The organism is Kiloniella sp. (genome assembly GCF_965205715.1).
Lineage (GTDB): Bacteria > Pseudomonadota > Alphaproteobacteria > Kiloniellales > Kiloniellaceae > Kiloniella.
Genome location: NZ_CBDBHW010000006.1, coordinates 182,774 through 201,797, shown reverse-complemented (window position 1 = coordinate 201,797; position 19,024 = coordinate 182,774). Strand labels below are relative to the sequence as shown.

Sequence of the window (19,024 nt, the reverse complement as noted above, 5' to 3'; positions counted from 1 at the left end):
CCGATGGCGTTGAAAACATTTAATCCAGTCACACCAAGTCAAAGAAACCTGGTGCTGATCGATCGCTCTGATCTTTACAAAGGCAAGCCTGTTAAGAAATTGACAGAAGGCCTTACAAAATCAGGTGGACGTAATAACAATGGTCGGATCACCATGCGCCGTCGCGGCGGTGGTCACAAACGTTCGTACCGTATTATCGACTTCAAACGTACAAAGTTTGATGTTGCTGGTACAGTTCAGCGTATTGAGTACGATCCGAACCGTACGGCGTTTATCGCCTTAATCGAATATGCAGATGGTGAGCAAGCCTATATCTTGGCTCCTCAGCGCCTGCAGGTCGGTGATAGTGTCATTTCTGGCGCTAAAACTGATGTTAAGCCTGGTAATGCTATGCCACTTAGCGCGATTCCTGTGGGAACTATTGTCCACAATGTCGAGTTAAAGGCTGGTAAGGGTGGGCAGATTGCTCGTTCAGCCGGTACTTATGTACAATTGGTTGGTCGCGATGCAGGATATGCCCAAATTCGCTTGAACTCTGGCGAGGTACGTATGGTACGCGCCGAATGCATGGCTACGGTTGGATCCGTGTCTAACCCGGACAATTCGAATCAGAAACTTGGTAAAGCTGGGCGTAATCGCTGGCTTGGCAAGCGTCCTTCGGTCCGTGGTGTAGCTATGAACCCGGTGGACCACCCGCACGGTGGTGGTGAAGGTCGTACTTCGGGTGGTCGCCACCCGGTCACTCCTTGGGGGAAACCTACCAAGGGTGCACGTACTCGCTCTAACAAGAAGACCGATGGACTAATTATCCGTCGCCGTCATCAAAAACGCTAAGTGAGGGGATGGCCATATGGCTCGTTCCGTTTGGAAAGGCCCGTTTGTTGACGCCTATCTTTTAAAGAAGGCTGAGACCGTGCGTAGCGCGGGTCGTAACGAAATTATTAAGACATGGTCCCGTCGTTCCACCATCATGCCACAGTTTGTTGGTTTGACTTTTGGTGTGTACAACGGCCGTAAGCACATCCCAGTTCTAGTAACTGAGAATATGGTTGGCCATAAATTCGGTGAATTCGCGCCTACACGTACCTATTGGGGTCACGCTGTAGATAAGAAGGCGAAGAGGAAATAATATGAGTAAGTCAAAACGTGATCGCGCGTTAGCTGACAATGAAGCTCGTGCTATTGCTGTCAACCTTCGCACTTCACCACGTAAGTTAAACTTGGTTGCGGCTAGCATTCGTGGGAAATCAGCAGAATCTGCTTTGGCAGAGCTGACTTTCTCCAAGCGTCGTATTGCTATTGAGGTGAAAAAAGCACTTCAGTCTGCAATTGCTAATGCTGAAAATAACCACCAGCTTGACGTCGATCGTCTCTTTGTATCTGAGGCTTTCGTTGGTAAAAGCTTTGTCATGAAGCGTTTCCGTGCTCGTGCTCGCGGCCGTGTTGGTCGTCTGCTTAAGCCTTGGAGCCAATTGACAGTGGTTGTCCGTGAACGCGAGGAGACAGCGTAATGGGTCAAAAGATTAATCCTATCGGCCTTCGTGTCGGTATCATTCGGACCTGGGATTCTCGCTGGTTTGCGGATTCTGATTATGCTGAATTGCTTCATGAAGATCTAAGCATCCGTGAGTTCTTGCGTAATCGCTTGAAACAAGCTGGTGTGTCTCGGATCATTATCGAGCGTCCAGCTAAAAAAGCCCGCGTTACTATTTACACTGCCCGTCCGGGTGTTGTGATTGGTAAGAAGGGTTCGGATATCGAAAAACTACGTCGTGAACTTCAGAAATTGACTTCTAGCGAAGTCCATCTGAACATCGTAGAGATTCGGAAGCCAGAAATAGATGCGAAATTGGTTGCAGACAACATCTGTAGTCAGTTAGAACGTCGTGTGGCTTTTCGTCGTGCTATGAAACGTTCCGTTCAATCCGCTATGCGTCTCGGCGCACAGGGTATTCGTATTAACTGTGCTGGCCGTCTTGGTGGTGCAGAGATTGCTCGGACTGAATGGTATCGTGAAGGCCGTGTTCCACTTCACACATTGCGTGCGGAAGTTGATTACGCTGAGTCCCGTGCATCCACCACATTCGGTATTTGTGGTGTGAAGGTATGGATCTTCAAAGGCGAGATCATGGAACATGACCCAATGGCCATGGATAAACGAGCTCAGGATTCACAGGCAGCTCGTTCGTAACGAGCTTAGCTTGAGGAAGTAGAACTATGCTACAGCCTAAGCGGACTAAGTTCCGCAAAGCATTTAAAGGCCGGATACACGGTAATGCTAAGGGGGGTACCCAATTAAATTTTGGTGCCTTTGGTCTAAAAGCCATGGCCCCTGGTCGTGTTTCATCCCGCCAAATCGAAGCGGCCCGTCGTACCGTTACACGTCATATGAAACGTGTCGGTAAGTTGTGGATCCGTATTTTCCCAGATGTTCCTGTAACAGCAAAACCTGCTGAGGTTCGTCAGGGTAAAGGTAAAGGTAACATTGAGTGGTGGGCAGCCAGAGTTAAACCTGGTCGTATCATCTTTGAACTCGATGGTGTTCCTTTAGAAGTTGCTCGTGAGGCATTCTCACTAGCTTCTGCTAAATTACCAATTCCGACGAAATTTGTTGTTCGTCCGGGTGAGGGAGTGAACTAATGAAATCAAGTGATCTCCGTACTAAAACGGCTGATGAGCTCAAGGAAGAAATGATTAAACTGCGCAAAGAGCAGTTCAATCTCCGCTTCCAACAAGCCAGCGGTCAACTTGAAAACACGGCTCGGTGCCGTCAGGTTCGCCGTGACATCGCCCGAGTCAAAACTGTCCTGCAGTCTCTGCAGGCAGCTTCTTAAGGAGTTTACACAATGCCACGGCGTGTGTTGCAGGGTGTCGTAGTTAGCGATAAGACCGACAAGACCATTACTGTTCTTGTAGAACGTCGCGTTATGCACCCGATCTACAAGAAGTTCATTAAGCGTTCGAAGAAGTATCACGCTCATGACGAAACCAACGCGGTAAAAGCGGGAGATGTCGTCAAGATTCGTGAATGCAGTCCAATTTCCAAGACTAAGTCTTGGGAACTGGTCCGTGACGCTTCTACCGAAGCATAGTATTTAGGATATAGCCATGATCCAGATGCAATCTCAGCTCGAAGTAGCTGACAACTCCGGTGCTCGAAGAGTACAGTGCATCAAGGTGCTTGGTGGTTCCAAACGTAAAACCGCCAGTATTGGTGACGTTATCAAAGTCTCTGTCAAGGAAGCAATTCCACGTGGCAAAGTCAAAAAAGGTGACGTTCATCGTGCCGTGATTGTACGCACGGCAAAAGAAATCCGTCGTCAAGACGGCACCTCGATCCGCTTCGATACTAATGCGGCTGTATTGATTAACAAATCAAATGAGCCAATTGGTACCCGTATTTTCGGCCCGGTTACTCGTGAATTGCGTGCGCGCAGCTTCATGAAAATCGTGTCATTGGCGCCTGAGGTGCTGTAATGAACAAAAAGTTGAAGATCAAAAAAGGCGACCAAGTCATCATGACTACTGGTCGCGACAAGGGAAAAAAGGGCGAAGTGCTTAAAGTACTTCGCGACGAAGACCGTGTACTCGTACAAGGTATCAACGTCGTGAAAAAGCACCAAGCTGCTTCCCAGACATCACCGGGCGGAATCATCGAGCAAGAAGCTTCCGTTCACATTTCTAATATTGCACTAATCGATCCTAAATCTGGAGATGCCACACGTGTTGGTTATCGTACAGAAGACGGTCGTAAAGTGCGCTTCGCCAAAAAATCTGGCGAAGTAGTAGATGTATAGGGCGAGGTTGAAATGACACAGCCACGCTTAAAAGCACATTACAACAGTGAAGTTAGAGACGCTCTTAAAGGCGAGTTTAACTACACTAATCCAATGCAAATTCCTAAGCTCGAGAAGATCGTGCTTAATATGGGCGTTGGTAAAGCCGTGCTGGACACCAAAAAGGTGAAAAATGCAGCTTCTGAACTCGAAGCTATCGCAGCTCAGAAGCCTGTCGTTACCCGTGCTAAGAAATCCATTGCGGGTTTCAAAGTTCGTGAAAACATGCCATTAGGCTGTAAGGTAACGCTTCGCGGCGATCGCATGTATGAGTTCCTTGACCGTCTTGTTACCATTGCTCTTCCACGTGTTCGTGATTTTCGCGGCGTGAAAGGTAATGCATTTGATGGCCTTGGCAACTATAACATGGGTCTCAAGGAGCAGATTGTGTTCCCGGAAATCGAATACGACCGCGTAGACGAAATCCGTGGAATGAATATCACTATCTGCACCACGGCGAAAACCGACGGGGAAGCGAAAGCTCTCCTGGCTAGGTTCGACATGCCGTTCGCTGACTGAACGGGCAGAAAGGAATAGTAGTATGGCTAAGAAAAGTGCCATTGCTAAAAATGAGAAACGCCGCCGTATGGTAGCGAATCAAGCTGAAAAGCGTGCTGCTCTCAAAGCGATTGCAACAGACCGTTCAGCTTCCCCGGAAGAAATCTTCCAGGCGAGCATGAAATTGGCTCAGTTGCCTCGTGACGGAGCGAAAATCCGTGTACGTAACCGTTGTGGTGTCACCGGACGTCCACGTGGTTTCTATCGTAAGTTCAAGCTCTCTCGGATTGCACTTCGTGATCTGGCCTCTGTAGGCCAGGCACCTGGTGTGACCAAGTCGAGCTGGTAAGGAAGGACCGACGATATGGCTATGAGTGATCCTTTAGGGGATATGCTTACCCGCATCCGTAATGGACAGCTGGTTGGTAAAAACGTAGTTCGTGCTCCTGCTTCTAAATTACGTGCAAACGTTCTCGAAGTTCTAAAACGCGAAGGTTTTATTCGCGGATTTAGTGTCGAAGATGTTCGCGCTGGAATTAGTGAGCTATCAATCGAACTTAAATATGCAGATGGTGATCCGGCGATTTCTGAAATCAGCCGTGTCTCCCGTCCAGGACGTCGCGTGTATTCCAAAATCAAGGAACTACCACGTTACTACAATGGATTGGGTGTAACCATTCTTTCTACGCCTAGCGGCGTTATGTCCGATCAGGAAGCCCGTACCGCCAATGTTGGCGGTGAGGTTCTCTGCCAGGTATTCTAAGGGGAATATGATATGTCTCGTGTAGGCAAAAACCCCGTAGAAGTCCCAGGCGGGGTAGAAGTAAAGATTGACGGCAATGTCGTCTCTGCAAAAGGGAAGCTGGGTGAACTCAGCTTCGCAGCTACGGATGATGTAACGATCACTCTCGATGAGGGTAAAGTTACTGTAACTCCAGCTAATGACAGCAAGCGTGCTCGCTCTATGTGGGGTACTGCTCGCAGTCGTGTACAGAATCTGGTGACTGGTGTTTCCGAAGGATACACTAAGAACCTTGAGATTAACGGTGTTGGTTATCGCGCGGCTGTTCAGGGTAATGCCTTGAACTTGCAACTCGGTTACTCCCACGATGTAATTTTCGACATTCCTGAAGGAATTACAATCAAGTGTGAGAAACCGACGGCAGTTGCCGTTTCGGGGATCGACAAGCAGAAAGTTGGCCAAGTGGCTGCTGTTATCCGTGCTTACCGTCCACCTGAGCCTTACAAAGGCAAAGGTGTTAAGTACGCGGATGAAGTTATTCTGCGCAAAGAAGGCAAGAAGAAATAACCCATGCGTAAGCTTATTTCATTGCACGATCGCCGCAAAAGTCGCGTTCGTACACAGCTACGGCGCACGGGTAATGGTCGTCCTCGTTTGTCAGTATTTCGCTCAAGCAAAAATATTTATGCTCAAGTGATTGATGACAAGCAGGGTGTCACTGTTGCCGCTGCGTCAACCCTGGACGGAGCTCTGAAGAGCGAGTTGAAAACTGGAGCAGATAAAGACGCTGCTATCAAGGTTGGTAAACTTGTTGCAGAGCGTGCCGTCGCCGCCGGCATCACGGACGTCGTTTTCGACCGTGGTGGATACATTTATCACGGACGTGTTAAGGCTCTTGCCGACGCCGCTCGTGAAGCTGGCTTAAAGTTCTAAGGGGACTAGTTTTATGGCACGTTCTCAAAAAGAAAATCGCGGTCGTAGAGATGATCGCAACCGCGATGAACCGGAACTGATTGAAAAACTGGTTGGTATTAACCGTGTTGCTAAGGTGGTCAAAGGTGGCCGTCGTTTTGGCTTCGCTGCTATTGTCGTCGTTGGTGACGGCCGTGGTCGTGTAGGTTATGGCACTGGTAAAGCCCGTGAAGTTCCTGAAGCAATTCGTAAAGCAACGGAAGCTGCTAAACAGAACATGGTACGTGTTCCTCTACGTGAGGGCCGTACTCTGCACCATGACATCAAAGGTCATTACGGTGCAGGTAATGTTGTGATGCGTAGCGCACCTGTAGGTACTGGTATTATTGCCGGTGGTCCTCTTCGTGCTGTTTTCGAAGCTCTTGGTGTACAGGATGTGGTCTCTAAGTCCACTGGTACTTCAAACCCGCACAACCTGATTAAAGCTGCTATCGATGGTCTCGTACGTTCACGTAGTCCTCGTATGGTTGCTCAGCGTCGCGGTAAGAAAGTTTCTGACATCCTAGGTAACCGTGCTGCTGGCAGCACAGAAGCTCAAGGATAAGATACCATGGCTAAGAAACAAACCGTTACTGTGGTTCAAATAGGAAGTCCTATCGGACGGACTAAAGATCAGCGCGCAACTCTTGTTGGTCTGGGCCTCAATAAAATGAACCGTCGTCGTACGCTAGAAGATACTCCTTCTGTACGCGGCATGATCAATAAAGTTAGCCATCTTGTGAAGGTTGTGGAGGCCTAAGGGCCTTCCAATCTCTTTACAAGAAGGGGAAACTGGGACCATTACGATGAAGCTAAATCAGCTTTCAGATAACCCGGGTGCTACCAAAGATCGCAAACGCGTCGGTCGTGGTACCGGGTCTGGCTACGGCAAGAATGCCGGTGGCGGACACAAGGGTCAAAAGTCCCGTTCCGGTGTAAGCATTAAAGGCTTCGAAGGCGGGCAGATGCCATTGCATCGTCGTCTACCGAAACGTGGGTTTAACAACATCTTCCGGAAAGACTATGTTCCTTTGAACATCGGTCGTCTTCAGGCAGCGATTGACGCTAAGAAAATCGATGCCAAAAAGCCGATTGATCAAGAAGTACTCGTTTCTTCTGGTATTATCACGAACGCTCGTGACGGCATTCGCCTTTTGGCGAACGGCGAATTGTCAGCTAAAGTGGAAATCACTGTAGCAGGCGCTTCTGCCGCAGCAATTGCAGCCGTAGAAAAGTCTGGTGGCTCTGTCACCGTTCCTGCGAGCAAGTAATATGTAAAGGCAGAAACTCCCATCTTCGGATAGGGGTTTCTGCCTTTGCTTTTTTTTAGTCAATTTTTATTAGTACCGGGAATAGGCATATGGCATCTGCTGCTGAGCAATTAGCCGCGAACATTAATCTTAGTGCGTTTTCTAAAGCCACAGATTTGAAAAAGCGTATCTGGTTCACACTGGGTGCGCTAATTGTTTATCGTCTGGGCACATATATACCTATACCTGGCATTGACCCAATCGTTTTCCAGCAGGCTTTTAATAGCCAGGCAGGCGGTGTTCTTGGGATGATGAATATGTTTGGGGGTGGTGCTCTGGAGCGAATGACTATTTTTGCTCTTAACATTATGCCTTATATTTCTGCATCTATTATCATGCAGCTTATGACCGCGATTTCACCGCAAATTGAAGCTCTTAAAAAAGAGGGTGAATCCGGACGTAAAAAAATAAATCAATACACACGCTACGGGACAGTAATTCTGGCAGCCGTACAGGCCTTTGGTATTGCCCGCGGTCTTGAAGGGGCGCAAGGCTTTGGAGCTTCCGTTATTAACCCTGGTGTATTCTTTGAACTTACCACGGTTATAACCCTCACAGGCGGAACTATCTTCTTGATGTGGTTGGGTGAGCAGATTACGCAACGGGGTATTGGTAATGGTATTTCTCTCATTATCTTCTCTGGTATTGTTGCAGGCTTGCCTTCTGCCTTAGCTCAGACTTTTACTTTAAGTCAAAGCAATGGGTTTGTGGCTCTCATTATCATTCTCGTGCCTCTTGTGATCGCCGGTATTGTTTGCTTTGAGCGTGCGCATCGTCGTCTCATCGTTCAGTATCCTAAGCGCCAGGTTGGTAACAAAATGTTTGGTGGTGATTCTTCTCACCTTCCAATTAAACTAAATGTTTCTGGTGTGATCCCGCCGATCTTTGCTTCTTCCTTGTTGTTAATGCCAATTTCTGCCGCACAGTTCTCAGCTGGCAGCGGTCCAGAGTGGCTTACGTGGGTAACAGCAAATCTTGGCCGTGGATCTGTTGGTTATATGCTCCTGTTCAGTACTCTGATTGCATTCTTTGCTTTCTTCTACAAAAGCATTGTATTCAATACAGAAGATACTGCAGACAACCTTAAAAAGAACGGCGGTTTCGTCCCTGGTATTCGCCCAGGAAAGAACACTGCAAATCACCTTGACTACATTATCAATCGGCTAACAATAGCCGGAGCTGCATATCTGGTGGCTGTATGTTTGTTACCTGAGATTTTGATCTCTCAATATGCTGTACCATTCTATTTTGGCGGGACAAGTCTTTTGATTGTCGTTTCCGTTACAATGGATACAGTCGGACAGATCCATTCTCATTTGGTGGCCCACCAGTATGAAGGCCTAATTAAAAAATCAAAATTAAAGGGTAGGCGTGGATGAACATAGTATTGTTTGGCCCTCCAGGGGCAGGAAAAGGTACTCAAGCTGAAATACTCGTGAAAGAGCACGGTATCGTGCAGCTTTCTACAGGTGACATGCTTCGTGCTGCTGTCTCTGCTGGTACAGAACTTGGTAAACAAGCTAAAACAGTTATGGATGCTGGCCAACTTGTCGCTGATGAACTCATGATCGGTATTATTTCTGATCGTGTAGATCAGGACGATTGTAAGAATGGTTTTATCCTTGATGGTTTTCCACGCACAGTTGCTCAGGCTGAAGGGCTTGATGTTATGCTCGAGGAAAAAGGCTTAAAGCTCGACAGCACGATCGAAATTGTTGTTGATGAGCAAATCCTTTTCGGCCGCATCGAACAACGTGTAAAAGAAACACCAGAAGCTGAACGCCGTGCTGATGATAACGCAGAGACTTTAAAAAAGCGTCTAGCGGTCTATCATGAGCAGACTGCTCCAGTGCTGCCTTACTACGAAAATAAAGGCAATTTGCACAAAGTAGACGGTATGCAGGCTATTGCAGAAGTCGCGAATCAGATCGCGAGTTTCTTAAAGTAATACTTGGCCATTGACAGGCGGATGGATTGGCATATAATCCGCCGCCGAATGGACAATTTAGTTAGAGAACGGTCCTTTTAAAGGCTTTTGTCTAACGAACAGTATGTAAGGTGAACTTATCTAGCACCCCATACACTTCTGAGTTTCGGCTCAGACAGAATTAAACGGCGTCTCTCATTTCACCTCTGGAGATAGTCGCGGATTGAATTAACCTAGGGTTGCCAGATAGTTGGCGCCCGTTCAATGTTTGTGAGGAGAGCGTAGTGGCTCGTATTGCTGGCGTCAACATCCCGACGCAAAAGCGGGTACTCATCGCATTGACCTATATCCATGGTATTGGTCCTGCGGTATCTAAGAGAATCTGTGACGAAGTTGGCATTCCGGCGGAACGCCGTGTTAACGAACTTACAGAAGACGAAGTACTTCGTATTCGTGAAACTATTGATAACAGCTGCACGGTTGAAGGTGATCTTCGTCGTGAAATAGCTATGAACATTAAACGTCTGATGGACCTTGGTTGCCTTCGTGGCCTTCGTCATCGTAAACGTCTTCCTGTTCGTGGTCAGCGTACTAAGACCAACGCTCGTACGCGTAAAGGTCCTCGTATCGCTATTGCTGGCAAGAAGAAATAAGAGGGTATCTAGATAATGGCTAAACCTCAGACGAAAGTTCGTCGTCGCGAGCGGAAGAACATTTCTTCCGGAATCGCACACATCAGTGCTACCTTCAATAACACCATCATCACAATTACAGATGTACAGGGAAATGCTATTTCCTGGGCTTCTGCAGGTGGTCTTGGTTTTAAGGGTTCTCGTAAATCTACTCCTTATGCAGCTCAGCTTGCTGCAGAAGATGCTGGCAAAAAAGCCCAGGATCACGGAATGAAAACTCTTGAAGTAAATGTTAAAGGTCCGGGTTCTGGACGTGAGTCCGCTCTTCGTGCCCTTCAGGCAGTTGGCTTCACTATCACTGGTATTCGTGATGTGACACCAATTCCGCATAACGGATGTCGTCCACCTAAACGCCGTCGCGTATAAGTGGATTTTAGGCAGGCTGATTAACGGATAGCCTGCCTTTTTCAATCTAGTCAAAAGCCGGAATGTTCTATAATGTTCTCCGGCTTTTTGGCATATATATGACACTGCAAGAACCATTGTTACTTCCGTTAGTAATCGATAGCTTGCGCGTCACAAGGATTATACTGTGATTCAGACAAACTGGAGTGCTTTGATCAAGCCGGAAAGTCTCGTTGTCGAGACTGGTATTGATAGCAATCGTGTTGCTAAAGTTGTTGCTGAGCCGCTAGAGCGTGGTTTCGGTCTTACACTTGGTAATGCTCTACGTCGTGTACTGTTGTCATCCCTACAGGGTGCAGCTGTAACATCCATCCACATTGATGGTGTTCTACATGAGTTCTCTTCTATCACTGGTGTTCGCGAAGACGTTACTGACGTTATTCTAAACATCAAAGCCATTGCATTGCGCATGGAAGGTGAAGAGCCTAAGCGTATGCGTTTGCGCGCAGAGGGTCCTGGTTCTGTTACTGCAGGCCAAATCGAGACCACTGGCGACATCGAAGTGATGAACCCAGATCTTATCATCTGTACTCTGGATGATGGTGCTCATTTGGATATGGAACTTACCGTTGATACGGGTAAGGGTTACGTACCAGCAGCTCAAAATTCAGTAGAAGATGCACCAATTGGTCTTATTCCAGTTGATTCAATTTTCTCACCAGTTCGTAAAGTATCTTACAAAGTCGACAACACACGTGTTGGTCAGGTTACTGATTACGACCGTTTGACACTTGATATCGAAACTGATGGATCCATTACTCCTGAAGATGCAATCGCTGTAGCCTCCCGTATTCTTCAAGATCAGCTTTCTCTCTTCGTTAACTTCGATGAGCCAAAAGTTGAAGAAGTTGATGATCGTCCAAGCGAACCTCCGTTCAACCGTAATCTTCTTCGTAAAGTTGACGAACTCGAGTTGTCCGTACGTTCTGCTAATTGCCTTAAAAACGATAACATCGTTTACATAGGCGATCTCGTTCAGAAAACCGAAGCAGAAATGCTTCGTACACCTAACTTCGGTCGTAAGTCCCTCAATGAAATTAAAGAGGTTCTTTCAGCTATGGGTCTCCACCTCGGTATGGAAATTGCTGAGTGGCCACCTGAGAATATCGAAGAATTGGCTAAACGTCTCGACGAACCGTTTTAATAAGGTTCATCTAGGCCCTAAGGGGGAGTTCCCCCGAAACCTATCGACATCATCTGGCTTTATATCCAGGCGGCGATAGGAATTTAAATCCGTCTCGTGAGCGAGACATTAGATAAAGGAGAACAGTAATGCGTCACGGAATGAGCGGTCGTAAACTAAATCGTACCTCTAGCCACCGTAAGGCTATGTTTGCAAACATGGCTCACGCTTTGATCAAACATGAACAGATTAAAACTACGCTTCCTAAAGCTAAAGATCTTCGTCCTATTGTTGAGAAGTTGATCACACTTGGTAAGCGCGGTGACCTGCACGCACGTCGTCAGGCTCTGGCTGTTCTTCGCGACACAAAGATTACTGCAAAACTTTTTGATGAGTTGGCAACACGTTACAAAGAGCGTCAGGGTGGTTACTCTCGTGTTCTTAAAGCTGGTTTCCGTCATGGTGACATGGCGCCAATGGCATTCATCGAACTTGTTGATCGTAATCTTGATGCTAAAGGTCAGGATTCTGGTCCTGTCGAAGGCGATGAAGGTGAAGGAGAAGAGTAAGTCTCTTTTTCTACACATTTCAGTGTTACCAAAAGGCAGCCTTCGTGGCTGCCTTTTGTGGTTTTATGGACTTTATAATATTTAGAAAATTTCATCGCTATGGTATGGCTCTAAAATCGATATAAATATCTCTACTATTGTAAGGATGAAAAAGCAGATGATTAATAGTGCACGCACGCTAGTGACCGTTTTTTTTACGCTCGTGTCTTTGCTTATTCTCACACCAGTGGGTGCTCAAACCGTGCCCACAAGTCAACAGCAGATCAAGTTAAGCTTTTCACCGATCGTGAAGCAGACGTCGCCTGCTGTCGTGAATATTTTCACCAAAACAATAGTAAAAGAGCGTTCGGTACCATCTCTTTTTAATGACCCGTTTTTTAAACGATTTTTCGGAAATAACCTGCCCGGAAAAGAACGTAATCGAATGGGTAAATCACTTGGATCAGGGGTCATAGTTCGCAGTAACGGACTGATTGTAACCAATCATCATGTGATCGATAAAGCAACAGAGATACAGGTTGTTCTTGCTGACCGGAGGGAGTTTTCAGCTGAATTAATATTAAGTGATGAAGGTACCGATCTTGCCATTCTAAGAATTGATACCGAGGGTGAAGAACTGCCGACCCTGGAGTTGATGGATTCTGATACTATTGATGTGGGAGATCTTGTCCTTGCTATCGGAAATCCCTTTGGCGTCGGGCAAACCGTTACAAGTGGTATCGTTTCAGCATTAGCGCGCACACAAGTAGGTGTTGCTGATTTTCAATTTTTCATCCAAACCGATGCTGCGATCAATCCTGGTAACTCAGGTGGAGCACTTGTTACTATGGATGGCAAATTACTCGGTATCAATACGGCTATTTTCTCTTCATCTCGTAACGGTGGTTCGGTCGGAATTGGATTTGCTATCCCGGCAAATATGGTGCGAACTGTTGTTCGTTCTGCAGAAGAAGGCCATGAACTTGTCAGAGCTTGGCCGGGCATTCTGGGGCAAAATTTAAATTCTGATCTCGCTCTTGGATTTGGCCTGAGCCGCCCAGGCGGTGTCGTTGTAAGTTCCGTCTACCAGGGTGGTCCAGCGGATATTGCCGGTGTTGAGGCCGGTGATGTGATTTTGTCCGTCGCAGGTAAAGAAGTGATCGATGTCGAATCTCTTCGTTTTAGAATAGCGACAGTTCCCATCGGGGATAAAGTTCAATTGAAATTATGGCGGGATCGTAAGGCTAGTACGATAACCTACACAGCGGCGCCTGCGCCCGAAACTCCTGCTCGTAACCGTCGAGAGGTAAGGGGTACTAGTCCTTTAGCTGGGGCGCTCATAGCAAACCTTTCCCCAGCTCTCGCCGTAGAAAGAGATCTCGGCAGTATGTGGGAAGGGGTTATCGTTACGGATGTAGCAAGACGCAGCCCTGCACATCAGATTAGCCTGCAATCCAATGACATTCTGGTTGATTTGAATGACACACCGATCAAAAGGGTTGAGGATGTCGAGGTTGCTCTAAGCAAAAAAACACCTACTTGGAGGATTGTTATTCGTAGAGATGGGCGTCTACAAAATCTTGAAATCAAACGTTAGTATAAAGTTTTTATAACAATGTTTTATAGTACTTCACCGTCTGTTAGAGGATAGATCCGTGGCGGGACTTTTTGAAAATGAAGCAACACGGCCTTTGGCTGATCGCTTGCGCCCTAAAACACTGGACGAGGTGGTGGGGCAAGACCATCTAGTTGGTGAAACTGGACCCATAGGGCGGATGGTACGTGCTCAACGGTTGGCGTCCATGATCCTTTGGGGGACGCCGGGCTGTGGTAAGACGACTATCGCACGATTACTGGCAGATGTTACGGATCTTCATTTTGAGCCTATATCGGCTATTTTTTCCGGTGTGGCAGATCTCAGGAAGATTTTTGAACGTGCTCGGGAACGCCGGGCCATGGGGCAGGGGACACTCCTTTTTATTGATGAGATTCACCGTTTTAACCGGGCACAACAAGATAGTTTCCTTCCGCATATGGAAGACGGCACAATCGTCCTTGTCGGCGCAACTACCGAAAACCCATCTTTTGAGCTGAACGCCGCGGTTTTATCGCGTTCGCAAGTTATGGTTCTTAAGCGGCTGGATGAAGGTGGAATGCTTGATTTACTTGTTCGTGCAGAGCAGGAGATGGGCTTTACTCTTCCTCTGACAGATGAAGCCAGGCAATCCGTGATTGCCATGGCAGATGGTGATGGGCGCTATTTACTCAATATGGCAGAGGAGCTCTTTAACCTACCGCCGAGTAATGAAATGGATAGTAGTGAACTCGCAGAAGTTATACAGAAAAGAGCACCGATCTATGACAAGGGGCAAGAGGGGCATTACAACCTAATTTCTGCGTTGCATAAATCTCTCCGTGGTTCTGATTGCGATGGTGCCCTCTATTGGCTCGCGCGCATGCTGGCTGGTGGAGAGGACCCTAACTTCATAGCGCGTCGGTTATTGCGCTTCGCCGTCGAAGACATTGGTTTGGCTGATCCCAATGCCATGACACAAGCCCTGCATGCATGGCAATCATTTGAACGATTGGGTTCTCCTGAGGGTGAATTGGCCTTGGCACAGGCAGTGATTTATTTGGGTACGGCACCGAAATCAAATGCGGCTTATAAAGCGTATAAAACGAGTGTTCACGTCGCCAAAGAGACAGGATCGCTGTCTCCTCCAAAGCATATTCTTAATGCCCCAACCAAGATGATGAAGGATCTTGGGTATGGAAAAGGCTACGCATACGACCACGATGCAAAAGATGGTTTTTCCGGACAAAACTACTTTCCGGATAATATGCCGCGACACAATTTCTACCAACCGGTGGAAAGAGGCTTTGAGCGTGAAGTAAAAAAACGTCTTTTGTATTGGGATAAGCTTCGCCAAGAGCGGCAGTAATCCTAGTGATTTGCTAAGGAATGCAAATTCTGCGTAGCTGCCATGAACATCTGGCGATTGCGGAGATGTGACATTTCGGTGTTACTTGTATGAATTGATCCTACAACAAATCACCATGTCCAGCAGACATGGGCGACGTTCCTAGAGGGTAAGTCACTTATGCCAGAGTATATTCGACCGCAAAAAGATCATGTGGCCCTCATTACCCTGTCTGCACAGAGAGACTATATTCTTCCGAGCTCCCCCATACGGGCATCGGGACTTTCCAGAGCCATTCCTGCCATGGAGAAATTGGTTCAAGGATTCCGCGATCGGTTAGCACCTGTGTACCATTCAATTCGTCTTTATAAGACAGATGGATCAAATGTTGATCTGTGTCGTCGTACGGCCGTTGAAGAAGGTCTTCGGATTTTCATGCCAGGCAGTCTTGGTGCTGAGTTGGTTGATGAGATCCAACCTGAAGGTGCGGAAGTCAGAATTAATCCTGATATCCTGTTTGATGGAAAGCTGCAATCGATTGGCGATAATGAATCTATTTTTTATCGTCCACGCTGGGGTGCTTTTCATGACACGCCATTGGAAGACGAACTCCGTGGTCGTGATGTAAACACGCTTGTACTGTGTGGTTTCTCATTTACGACGGCTACACGTGCCACGATTTACGAAGCAAGTGCCCGTGATTTCCGTGTGATTGTTGTTCCTGATGCACTTTGCAACGCCACAGAGCAAGGTCTGAGAGAGCTAGGACGTATGGGTGTATATCTTATGGATACGGATGAACTGCTGTCCTGGCTGAATGATCCACGCGAAGATAGCGAAAAAGATAAAGCGGCTTAAGACCTGCTATATAGATTTCAATTGAGAATAGAGATTTTTGCAATAGGCCAGCTTCTTTGATACCTATTTCATAACTAATTGTTAGATGTAGGAAGTATTCCTTCAGGGGAACGCGTAAGGCAGGTCTAAGATGAAAATGTTGGCGGCAGTTGCCCTGGGGGGCGCTATTGGCGCAATGGGCCGATACCTGGTCTTTCTCATGATGGGCTCACTTGTCGGTACTATGATCCCAAGTGGTACGTTGACTGTGAACATCGTTGGTTCCTTTGTCATGGGACTTATTGTTCCCTGGATTGGGTCCGGGGGTATTGCCTCTCCTGAAATAAGAGCATTTCTTACCGTCGGATTACTCGGGGCCTTTACGACTTTCTCTACATTTTCAATGGATGTTGTTGTGCTGATCCAACGCGATGCGATGGGTCTAGCAGTACTCTACTTGTGTTTGTCTGTTTTTCTCTCTATAGCAGCCTTTATTGCTGGCTATTATCTAATGAGGTCTTTTGTCGTATGAGCGCTGTAACCATGGTTAAAGTTGGGCCACATGATGGTGGTGTACGTCTGGATCGTTGGTTCAAAAAATATTATCCAGCTTTTAGCTATATTCAGGTCGAAAAAATGCTCCGTAAAGGGCAAGTGCGCATCGACGGAAAAAGAGCGAAGGCTTCTACCCGCCTAGAACCTGGTCAAGAAATTCGCGTGCCTCCGGTTCCAGATAAATCAGCAGCTGATCGGCCAAGGAAATCAGCCTCTGAAGTGGTGATGACCCGTGAAGAGATGCAGGTCGTTCGGGATATGGTAATCTATAAAGATGACTGGGTCTTGGCTATTAACAAGCCTGCAGGCTTAGCTGTGCAAGGTGGTACAGGTCAAAGTAAGCATCTGGATGGTATGTTGGATGCATTGCGCTATGAGAAACAAGAGAAGCCAAGACTTGTGCATCGTCTTGATAAAGATACCAGTGGTGTTTTGCTTCTGGCGCGTAATGCACCCGCTGCTCGGGTTCTAACAAAATCTTTTAAAGGGAAAACGGCTAAAAAGGTTTATTGGGCTCTTGTTGGTGCGGTTCCTCCCCAAAAGAAGGGCTGGATATACTTGCCATTGGATAAGCAGCCAGGTTCTCAAGGCGAAAAAATGGTTGTCGATTACGATACCGGTAAAGAAGCCCTGACCCTTTATAACAGAATTGATAAAGCAGGACGTAAAGCTGCGTGGGTTGCCCTTATGCCGCTCACTGGTCGTACCCATCAGTTACGTGCTCATTGTGGCGCGCTTGAGGCTCCAATCCTTGGAGATGGCAAGTACGGTGGCAAAAATGCCTATCCGCTAGGTGATAAAATACCAAAAGACATGATGTTACATGCGCGTGAAATAGCGATTCCGCATCCAGAAGATGGAACAACCCTACGTATAAGAGCAGAGTTGTCTCCTCATATGGTGCAAGCTTGGGAGAGCCTTGGATTCAATCCAAAACACGGCGAAAACTCAATTGAACTTCTTGAAGGCTATGCGGGGGATCTTGCTCACTGTCCACCTCAAGAACTTCGTAATTTCTTCAATACTAAAGAAGATAGATTACACGATTAATTGATATATGAGCCGTTATGCCCCTGAGACCGTTTCGTCTTAGGGCTAGCTGGTACTGGACGGTTCATAATGAATGAATGGGGTGCAAGTGTTACAACATCGTTTCAAGTTGGTGATTTTTGATTTCGACGGAACCCTCGTCGACAGCCAGTACAATATTCATAGATATATGGTCGCCGCCTTTATCGAAAACGGTCTCAAAGCCCCCACTCTTGACGATGTCAGGCGCATAGTGGGCTTGAAGTTGGAATATGCGGTTGCGGAGATGTTACCTGAGAGATCGCCTTGGGAGTTGGCTTGTTCTGTCTCTGATTCTTATCGGCAGGCTTTTATCAAGGCCAGACAGCTCCCTGATTTTGACGAGCCGGTATTTCCTGGTGTGAGAGGGATGTTAGATAGGCTTAATACACCGGATACTCTTTTGGCGATCGCAACAGGGAAAAACCTTAGGGGGCTAGAGAAGAGCCTCGAACACCATAAATTATCTGATTATTTTGTAACATTAAAAACAGCTGATGACGGGCCAAGTAAACCACATCCTGAAATTTTGCATCAGGCAATGGCCGAAAATGGGGTTGATCCTTTTGATACCGTCATGATTGGTGATACCACTTACGATATAGAAATGGCCCGTTCTGCTGGTGTTACAGCCGTGGGAGTTTCATGGGGTTACCATACAAATAATCAACTTTTTCAAGCCGGTGCGCATACAATTGTAAATTCTTGCGAAGATTTACCCACGTCTTTCCGAGATCTGGTATAATCCCACCAGCTTTTTTGAGCTCACAAGCAACTAGACTACGGATATTTTGAACGTCATGTCTTCATCACTCGCCTTAAAACGTTTTTACAAAAAAGCCACTGCAGAAGCTCAAGAAGAGGGCTTCGTTGTGCTTTTAGACGGACGGATCGTTAAAACACCTGAGCAATTGCCTTTGCTTTTCCCAACAATGGGACTGGCGCAAGTTGTTGCAGATGAATGGGATCGGCAAGGTAAAGAGATTGATTCGACAACAATGCCGATGATGACCTTTACCTGTACGGCGATTGATTGGATCGGAGGACAGCGTGATGAAGTCGCAGAAGGTATTTCTGCTTATGCAGGGCATGATTTGTTGTGTTATTGGGATGATAGCATGCCAGAGCTTCAAGATCTCCAGAATGAAATATGGCAGCCACTTCTGGATTGGACGGCGCTGACGCTAGATGCCCCCCTTGCAATTACCAGTGGATTTTTAAGTGTAGATCAGCAAGAGAGCTCTTTGAAAGCACTGCATAACGCAGTGTGCACATTCTCCAATATGGAATTGGCAGCTTTATCGAGTGTGGTAAGGATAGGAGGATCTCTTGTCGTTGGTTTAGCAATGCTCAAAGGGCATATCAATGCTGAAAAGGCGCACGAAGCGGTTCTTTTACATGAAGTTTTTCAAATGGAACGCTGGGGTGTGGATGATGAAGCAGAAGAGCGCCATGTAAATATATTAACTGATTTTCGCACTGCAATGAAATTTTTAAGTCTAGTCCGTGACGATCACGTTACAGAGCACTAGTATCCCTTATCCCTACGTGCTATCAATGACGTCCTGTTTATATCGCAGTGCAAAACTGCGGCACTAATATAACCATAAA

At 47.0% G+C, this 19,024-nt stretch carries 30 protein-coding genes; all 30 read left to right on the top strand.

Annotated features, from left to right (window positions below; translation table 11 throughout):
- Positions 1 to 3: 3 nt before the first annotated feature.
- Positions 4 to 834 carry a 50S ribosomal protein L2 gene (gene rplB / locus ACOGW3_RS05525; RefSeq protein WP_419902050.1) on the top strand — a complete coding sequence of 277 codons (831 nt, stop codon included), beginning with the start codon at positions 4 to 6 and terminating at the stop codon, positions 832 to 834.
- Between the two features lie 16 nt (positions 835 to 850).
- A complete protein-coding gene (gene rpsS, locus ACOGW3_RS05520) occupies positions 851 to 1,129 on the top strand; it encodes a 30S ribosomal protein S19 (RefSeq protein ID WP_419902049.1) in 279 nt (92 codons plus the stop codon).
- Position 1,130: 1 nt separating this feature from the next.
- Positions 1,131 to 1,511, top strand: coding sequence for a 50S ribosomal protein L22 (rplV, locus tag ACOGW3_RS05515; protein WP_046510024.1), 381 nt, complete (start codon positions 1,131 to 1,133; stop codon positions 1,509 to 1,511).
- A complete protein-coding gene (gene rpsC / locus ACOGW3_RS05510; RefSeq protein ID WP_419902048.1) occupies positions 1,511 to 2,191 on the top strand; it encodes a 30S ribosomal protein S3 in 681 nt (226 codons plus the stop codon). Before rplV ends, rpsC begins: the two co-directional genes overlap by 1 nt.
- A gap of 26 nt (positions 2,192 to 2,217) precedes the next feature.
- Positions 2,218 to 2,640, top strand: a complete 423-nt coding sequence (gene rplP, locus ACOGW3_RS05505; RefSeq protein ID WP_419902047.1) for a 50S ribosomal protein L16 — start codon at positions 2,218 to 2,220, stop codon at positions 2,638 to 2,640.
- Positions 2,640 to 2,834 carry a 50S ribosomal protein L29 gene (gene rpmC, locus ACOGW3_RS05500; protein ID WP_380249509.1) on the top strand — a complete coding sequence of 65 codons (195 nt, stop codon included), beginning with the start codon at positions 2,640 to 2,642 and terminating at the stop codon, positions 2,832 to 2,834. Before rplP ends, rpmC begins: the two co-directional genes overlap by 1 nt.
- A 12-nt stretch (positions 2,835 to 2,846) precedes the next feature.
- Positions 2,847 to 3,092, top strand: a complete 246-nt coding sequence (rpsQ, locus tag ACOGW3_RS05495) for a 30S ribosomal protein S17 (RefSeq protein ID WP_419902046.1) — start codon at positions 2,847 to 2,849, stop codon at positions 3,090 to 3,092.
- A 16-nt stretch (positions 3,093 to 3,108) separates the two neighbouring features.
- The gene (gene rplN, locus ACOGW3_RS05490; RefSeq protein ID WP_047763793.1) at positions 3,109 to 3,477 is read left to right on the top strand and encodes a 50S ribosomal protein L14; all 369 of its coding nucleotides are present in this window, start codon (positions 3,109 to 3,111) and stop codon (positions 3,475 to 3,477) included.
- 11 nt (positions 3,478 to 3,488) lie between these two features.
- On the top strand, positions 3,489 to 3,797 hold the full coding sequence (gene rplX, locus ACOGW3_RS05485) for a 50S ribosomal protein L24 (protein ID WP_419902474.1): 309 nt from the start codon (positions 3,489 to 3,491) through the stop codon (positions 3,795 to 3,797).
- A 12-nt stretch (positions 3,798 to 3,809) separates the two neighbouring features.
- Positions 3,810 to 4,355, top strand: coding sequence for a 50S ribosomal protein L5 (rplE, locus tag ACOGW3_RS05480; RefSeq protein WP_419902045.1), 546 nt, complete (start codon positions 3,810 to 3,812; stop codon positions 4,353 to 4,355).
- 22 nt (positions 4,356 to 4,377) lie between these two features.
- Positions 4,378 to 4,683 carry a 30S ribosomal protein S14 gene (gene rpsN / locus ACOGW3_RS05475; RefSeq protein ID WP_380249519.1) on the top strand — a complete coding sequence of 102 codons (306 nt, stop codon included), beginning with the start codon at positions 4,378 to 4,380 and terminating at the stop codon, positions 4,681 to 4,683.
- Positions 4,684 to 4,698: 15 nt separating this feature from the next.
- Positions 4,699 to 5,097: a 30S ribosomal protein S8 gene (rpsH, locus tag ACOGW3_RS05470; protein ID WP_380249521.1), complete on the top strand. Its 399-nt coding sequence runs from the start codon at positions 4,699 to 4,701 to the stop codon at positions 5,095 to 5,097.
- Positions 5,098 to 5,109: 12 nt separating this feature from the next.
- On the top strand, positions 5,110 to 5,643 hold the full coding sequence (rplF, locus tag ACOGW3_RS05465; protein ID WP_419902044.1) for a 50S ribosomal protein L6: 534 nt from the start codon (positions 5,110 to 5,112) through the stop codon (positions 5,641 to 5,643).
- A 3-nt stretch (positions 5,644 to 5,646) separates the two neighbouring features.
- Entirely contained in the window at positions 5,647 to 6,009 is a 363-nt protein-coding gene (gene rplR / locus ACOGW3_RS05460) for a 50S ribosomal protein L18 (RefSeq protein ID WP_380249525.1), read from the top strand.
- 13 nt (positions 6,010 to 6,022) lie between these two features.
- The gene (rpsE, locus tag ACOGW3_RS05455) at positions 6,023 to 6,592 is read left to right on the top strand and encodes a 30S ribosomal protein S5 (protein ID WP_419902043.1); all 570 of its coding nucleotides are present in this window, start codon (positions 6,023 to 6,025) and stop codon (positions 6,590 to 6,592) included.
- Positions 6,593 to 6,598: 6 nt separating this feature from the next.
- The gene (gene rpmD, locus ACOGW3_RS05450; RefSeq protein ID WP_380249529.1) at positions 6,599 to 6,787 is read left to right on the top strand and encodes a 50S ribosomal protein L30; all 189 of its coding nucleotides are present in this window, start codon (positions 6,599 to 6,601) and stop codon (positions 6,785 to 6,787) included.
- Positions 6,788 to 6,833: 46 nt separating this feature from the next.
- Entirely contained in the window at positions 6,834 to 7,298 is a 465-nt protein-coding gene (gene rplO / locus ACOGW3_RS05445; protein WP_419902042.1) for a 50S ribosomal protein L15, read from the top strand.
- A gap of 89 nt (positions 7,299 to 7,387) precedes the next feature.
- On the top strand, positions 7,388 to 8,716 hold the full coding sequence (secY, locus tag ACOGW3_RS05440) for a preprotein translocase subunit SecY (RefSeq protein ID WP_419902041.1): 1,329 nt from the start codon (positions 7,388 to 7,390) through the stop codon (positions 8,714 to 8,716).
- Positions 8,713 to 9,285: an adenylate kinase gene (locus ACOGW3_RS05435; RefSeq protein WP_419902040.1), complete on the top strand. Its 573-nt coding sequence runs from the start codon at positions 8,713 to 8,715 to the stop codon at positions 9,283 to 9,285. Before secY ends, ACOGW3_RS05435 begins: the two co-directional genes overlap by 4 nt.
- 263 nt (positions 9,286 to 9,548) lie before the next feature.
- Positions 9,549 to 9,917, top strand: coding sequence for a 30S ribosomal protein S13 (rpsM, locus tag ACOGW3_RS05430; RefSeq protein WP_419902039.1), 369 nt, complete (start codon positions 9,549 to 9,551; stop codon positions 9,915 to 9,917).
- A gap of 15 nt (positions 9,918 to 9,932) precedes the next feature.
- Positions 9,933 to 10,322, top strand: a complete 390-nt coding sequence (rpsK, locus tag ACOGW3_RS05425) for a 30S ribosomal protein S11 (RefSeq protein ID WP_419902038.1) — start codon at positions 9,933 to 9,935, stop codon at positions 10,320 to 10,322.
- Positions 10,323 to 10,488: 166 nt separating this feature from the next.
- Entirely contained in the window at positions 10,489 to 11,505 is a 1,017-nt protein-coding gene (locus ACOGW3_RS05420) for a DNA-directed RNA polymerase subunit alpha (protein WP_419902037.1), read from the top strand.
- Positions 11,506 to 11,633: 128 nt separating this feature from the next.
- Positions 11,634 to 12,053 carry a 50S ribosomal protein L17 gene (gene rplQ, locus ACOGW3_RS05415; protein WP_419902036.1) on the top strand — a complete coding sequence of 140 codons (420 nt, stop codon included), beginning with the start codon at positions 11,634 to 11,636 and terminating at the stop codon, positions 12,051 to 12,053.
- A gap of 157 nt (positions 12,054 to 12,210) precedes the next feature.
- Complete coding sequence (locus ACOGW3_RS05410) at positions 12,211 to 13,629, top strand: Do family serine endopeptidase (protein WP_419902035.1); 1,419 nt, start codon at positions 12,211 to 12,213, stop codon at positions 13,627 to 13,629.
- 58 nt (positions 13,630 to 13,687) lie between these two features.
- A complete protein-coding gene (locus ACOGW3_RS05405; RefSeq protein ID WP_419902034.1) occupies positions 13,688 to 14,974 on the top strand; it encodes a replication-associated recombination protein A in 1,287 nt (428 codons plus the stop codon).
- Positions 14,975 to 15,133: 159 nt separating this feature from the next.
- Complete coding sequence (locus ACOGW3_RS05400) at positions 15,134 to 15,811, top strand: cysteine hydrolase family protein (RefSeq protein ID WP_419902033.1); 678 nt, start codon at positions 15,134 to 15,136, stop codon at positions 15,809 to 15,811.
- 130 nt (positions 15,812 to 15,941) lie between these two features.
- Positions 15,942 to 16,322, top strand: a complete 381-nt coding sequence (gene crcB, locus ACOGW3_RS05395; RefSeq protein ID WP_419902032.1) for a fluoride efflux transporter CrcB — start codon at positions 15,942 to 15,944, stop codon at positions 16,320 to 16,322.
- Complete coding sequence (locus ACOGW3_RS05390; RefSeq protein WP_419902031.1) at positions 16,319 to 17,395, top strand: RluA family pseudouridine synthase; 1,077 nt, start codon at positions 16,319 to 16,321, stop codon at positions 17,393 to 17,395. Before crcB ends, ACOGW3_RS05390 begins: the two co-directional genes overlap by 4 nt.
- Before the next feature lie 112 nt (positions 17,396 to 17,507).
- A complete protein-coding gene (locus tag ACOGW3_RS05385; protein WP_419902473.1) occupies positions 17,508 to 18,158 on the top strand; it encodes an HAD-IA family hydrolase in 651 nt (216 codons plus the stop codon).
- Between the two features lie 55 nt (positions 18,159 to 18,213).
- Positions 18,214 to 18,945: an ATP12 family chaperone protein gene (locus ACOGW3_RS05380; RefSeq protein WP_419902030.1), complete on the top strand. Its 732-nt coding sequence runs from the start codon at positions 18,214 to 18,216 to the stop codon at positions 18,943 to 18,945.
- Positions 18,946 to 19,024: the final 79 nt, after the last annotated feature.

Bases quoted from the DNA above. Each gene is read 5' to 3' on its own strand.
- rplB (WP_419902050.1), top strand. From the start codon at position 4: ATGGCGTTGAAAACATTTAATCCAGTCACACCAAGTCAAAGAAACCTG.
- rpsS (WP_419902049.1), top strand. From the start codon at position 851: ATGGCTCGTTCCGTTTGGAAAGGCCCGTTTGTTGACGCCTATCTTTTA.
- rplV (WP_046510024.1), top strand. From the start codon at position 1,131: ATGAGTAAGTCAAAACGTGATCGCGCGTTAGCTGACAATGAAGCTCGT.
- rpsC (WP_419902048.1), top strand. From the start codon at position 1,511: ATGGGTCAAAAGATTAATCCTATCGGCCTTCGTGTCGGTATCATTCGG.
- rplP (WP_419902047.1), top strand. From the start codon at position 2,218: ATGCTACAGCCTAAGCGGACTAAGTTCCGCAAAGCATTTAAAGGCCGG.
- rpmC (WP_380249509.1), top strand. From the start codon at position 2,640: ATGAAATCAAGTGATCTCCGTACTAAAACGGCTGATGAGCTCAAGGAA.
- rpsQ (WP_419902046.1), top strand. From the start codon at position 2,847: ATGCCACGGCGTGTGTTGCAGGGTGTCGTAGTTAGCGATAAGACCGAC.
- rplN (WP_047763793.1), top strand. From the start codon at position 3,109: ATGATCCAGATGCAATCTCAGCTCGAAGTAGCTGACAACTCCGGTGCT.
- rplE (WP_419902045.1), top strand. From the start codon at position 3,810: ATGACACAGCCACGCTTAAAAGCACATTACAACAGTGAAGTTAGAGAC.
- rpsN (WP_380249519.1), top strand. From the start codon at position 4,378: ATGGCTAAGAAAAGTGCCATTGCTAAAAATGAGAAACGCCGCCGTATG.
- rpsH (WP_380249521.1), top strand. From the start codon at position 4,699: ATGGCTATGAGTGATCCTTTAGGGGATATGCTTACCCGCATCCGTAAT.
- rplF (WP_419902044.1), top strand. From the start codon at position 5,110: ATGTCTCGTGTAGGCAAAAACCCCGTAGAAGTCCCAGGCGGGGTAGAA.
- rplR (WP_380249525.1), top strand. From the start codon at position 5,647: ATGCGTAAGCTTATTTCATTGCACGATCGCCGCAAAAGTCGCGTTCGT.
- rpsE (WP_419902043.1), top strand. From the start codon at position 6,023: ATGGCACGTTCTCAAAAAGAAAATCGCGGTCGTAGAGATGATCGCAAC.
- rpmD (WP_380249529.1), top strand. From the start codon at position 6,599: ATGGCTAAGAAACAAACCGTTACTGTGGTTCAAATAGGAAGTCCTATC.
- rplO (WP_419902042.1), top strand. From the start codon at position 6,834: ATGAAGCTAAATCAGCTTTCAGATAACCCGGGTGCTACCAAAGATCGC.
- secY (WP_419902041.1), top strand. From the start codon at position 7,388: ATGGCATCTGCTGCTGAGCAATTAGCCGCGAACATTAATCTTAGTGCG.
- ACOGW3_RS05435 (WP_419902040.1), top strand. From the start codon at position 8,713: ATGAACATAGTATTGTTTGGCCCTCCAGGGGCAGGAAAAGGTACTCAA.
- rpsK (WP_419902038.1), top strand. From the start codon at position 9,933: ATGGCTAAACCTCAGACGAAAGTTCGTCGTCGCGAGCGGAAGAACATT.
- rplQ (WP_419902036.1), top strand. From the start codon at position 11,634: ATGCGTCACGGAATGAGCGGTCGTAAACTAAATCGTACCTCTAGCCAC.
- ACOGW3_RS05410 (WP_419902035.1), top strand. From the start codon at position 12,211: ATGATTAATAGTGCACGCACGCTAGTGACCGTTTTTTTTACGCTCGTG.
- ACOGW3_RS05400 (WP_419902033.1), top strand. From the start codon at position 15,134: ATGCCAGAGTATATTCGACCGCAAAAAGATCATGTGGCCCTCATTACC.
- crcB (WP_419902032.1), top strand. From the start codon at position 15,942: ATGAAAATGTTGGCGGCAGTTGCCCTGGGGGGCGCTATTGGCGCAATG.
- ACOGW3_RS05390 (WP_419902031.1), top strand. From the start codon at position 16,319: ATGAGCGCTGTAACCATGGTTAAAGTTGGGCCACATGATGGTGGTGTA.
- ACOGW3_RS05380 (WP_419902030.1), top strand. From the start codon at position 18,214: ATGTCTTCATCACTCGCCTTAAAACGTTTTTACAAAAAAGCCACTGCA.